This is a genomic window from Terasakiella sediminum (assembly GCF_033100395.1).
Taxonomy (GTDB): Bacteria; Pseudomonadota; Alphaproteobacteria; order Rhodospirillales; family Terasakiellaceae; genus Terasakiella.
On sequence record NZ_JAWLVJ010000057.1, the window covers coordinates 1 to 2799 of the forward strand.

At 49.6% G+C, this 2799-nt stretch carries 1 protein-coding gene; it reads right to left on the reverse strand.

What is annotated here, in order from left to right:
- Positions 1-1456, reverse strand: a 1456-nt coding sequence (locus RYZ26_RS19760) for a LamG-like jellyroll fold domain-containing protein (RefSeq protein WP_317684981.1), incomplete at its 3' end; no start/stop codon positions are given.
- Positions 1457-2799: the final 1343 nt, after the last annotated feature.

Here is a 2799-nt window from a genome sequence, read left to right on the forward strand (position 1 = left end):
CTGCCTGATGAACAAACGTACCTGTCTCTGTCAGATCATTGCCGTTACCTGATGCATCTGCCGACAGATTAGTTTCATCCGCAAAGTCCAGATGGAAACCATTCACACCATAATCACTCACAGACGGATGAGTTGGCAACCAATTCCCATCGGCATCAAAGCGACCAAAGTCTGTCGCATCCAAAGCCAGCCCATCCACAAAATGAATATCAGACATCTGACCATCCAGAGGCCAGATATCTCCATTTACATGAGCGTGCGCACCAATCGTATGACTTTGTGTTGTACCAATAGCACCCGTCGCTCCTTGTGCTGGTTGACCGGAAAGCTCATATTGTTGACCGTTGACGAATAATCTTAAACGATCCGTTGCCTGTGTCGTATCTGCAGAAAGAACCACATGATACCATTCAGAAGTGCTTGCAAAAGTCTCTGTGGTTCTCATATCTCCGGATGAGTTACCAAAATAGGCTGTCATCGTTCCCCCGGCGGAATCAAAAATCAAACCTGTCAGGTCACCACCAGAACCAGCATAACCGCTCGTGAACAAAGCCGTATCGCCAAGGCTATCGCGTTTAACCCAACCAGACCAGGTCCAGGTTTGCGTATTACCTTCTTCTGCAGGAGTTACACGTAAAGCAGAATTGCCATCAAACTCAATCGCGCTTTGAACATGTGGCTGGGAAATCCCAACAGACATATCTGCATAAGACACATTACCAACCTCATCTGTCACAGAGAAAGTAAAGCTGTCTTCACCCACAGCCCCATCTTTGGCCTTGAACTCATAAGACCCATCAGCCTGAACCTGCACATAGCCTTTTTCAAGTTCATACACAGATACATTGGCATCATGGGTAAAGCCAGCAGCCTCGGCCGCCACCTGATCCAGGGCCGTGCCCCCATCAGCAAAGCTGTAAGTCAGGGTAACATCAGAACCTTCATCTGACCCGTCTGCCCCGCCAGAAGCACCAAGTTGCCAGGTCGCCGTATCACTCGCGTTCAGGACGATAGATCCATCCTCAGCAACAGGGGCTGTCGTCAGATCAATGCTGTCCTGATCAAACTGAACCGTTTCCACATTGGAAAGCCTATCCACTTCACCAGTTGTGATATGCGTCGTTGTCCAGCGATCCGTCGTGGCATCATAACGCAGTTGATAATCAGACTTGGCACCGGACAGGACAACCGTATCCGTACCCAGACCACCATCAAGAACATCATCACCTGCACCACCATGCAGTTCATCATTACCAGAACCACCAGACAAAGTATCATTACCCCCTTCGCCTTTCAGCAGATCATCTCCGCCAAGGCCATTGATCTGATTGTCAAGGTCATTGCCAATCACGCTGTCATATCCGGCTGAGCCGTCAAGGTTCATGCTCTCAGGGCGTAAAATCTGGGCAAAGATACCTGTGCCACTGCCATCCTGATCCGTTGATGTCCAGGACACCACAAGATTGCCATTCGACATGGATTGGATGGTTGGTAAATATTGGTCATTATCCGTNTCATGCTCTCAGGGCGTAAAATCTGGGCAAAGATACCTGTGCCACTGCCATCCTGATCCGTTGATGTCCAGGACACCACAAGATTGCCATTCGACATGGATTGGATGGTTGGTAAATATTGGTCATTATCCGTATGACTGTTGATCTGGAATTCCGTCCCCACGGCAACACCAGCAGCATCATAGCGTTGACCATAAATGCCATCGCCGCTGCCATCCTGCCCGGTCGCATCCCAGACCACCACAAAGCCACCATCAGAAAGCGAGGTGACAGAAGAGTTCATCTGATCAGACGCGGTGGTCGTGTTCACCAGGAATTCGTCCCCATCGGCCTGACCAGAGGCATCATAACGTTGTCCGTAAACACCATGATCACTTCCGTCCTGCCCGTGAGACGTCCAGGTTACCACAAAGCCACCATTGTTCAAACCAGCAAGAGAAGCTCCGCCTTGTGAACTGGACGTATAGCTGTTGACCTGGAATTCCGTCCCAACAGGCTGTGCTGTTGCATCATAACGTTGGGCGTAGACACCTGTTACACTGCCATCCTGTCCATAGGAGGTCCAGGCCGCAACAAACCCGCCGTCTTCGAGGCTGGTCAGTTCAAAATCCTGCTGATAATTGCTGGTATAGCTGTTCACCCGGAATTCTGAAGAAACAGGATTGTCATTACTGTCAAAGCGTTGGCCGTAAATGCCATTGCTGCTGCCATCCTGACCGTCAGACTCCCACAAAATAACATAACCGCCATCAGGTAAGCTCGTAATATGCGGTTCTTCCTGATAGTTCGCCGTATAGCTGTTAACCTGGAACTCATCCCCAACAACCGACATATCAGCGGAATAACGACGTGCAAAAATGCCAAACGTATTGCCATCCTGACCATAAGAAGACCAGGTCGCAATCAGTTCGCCATTGCTCAGAAGTGTAAATTCAGGCTGGATTTGATGAGAGCTGACATAGCTGTTGATCTGGAACTCGCCCCCTTGAGGCTCCCCTTCGCTATTGTAACGCTGTCCATAAATCTCACCTTGTGGATATTGCTGACCATAAGACGCCCAGGTGATCACAAAACCACCATCTGCAAGTGCAGAGATCGAACTGTCTTCCTGATTCAAGTTGCTGTAACTATTGACCTGGAACTCTTCTTTGAACGCCACCAGATCCCCGGGAACACCCGTATCAATTCCAACAGACATATCCGCATAAGACACATTGCCAAGCTCATCGGTGACAGAGAAAGTAAAGCTGTCTTCACCCACAGCTCCATCCTTGGCCTTGAACTC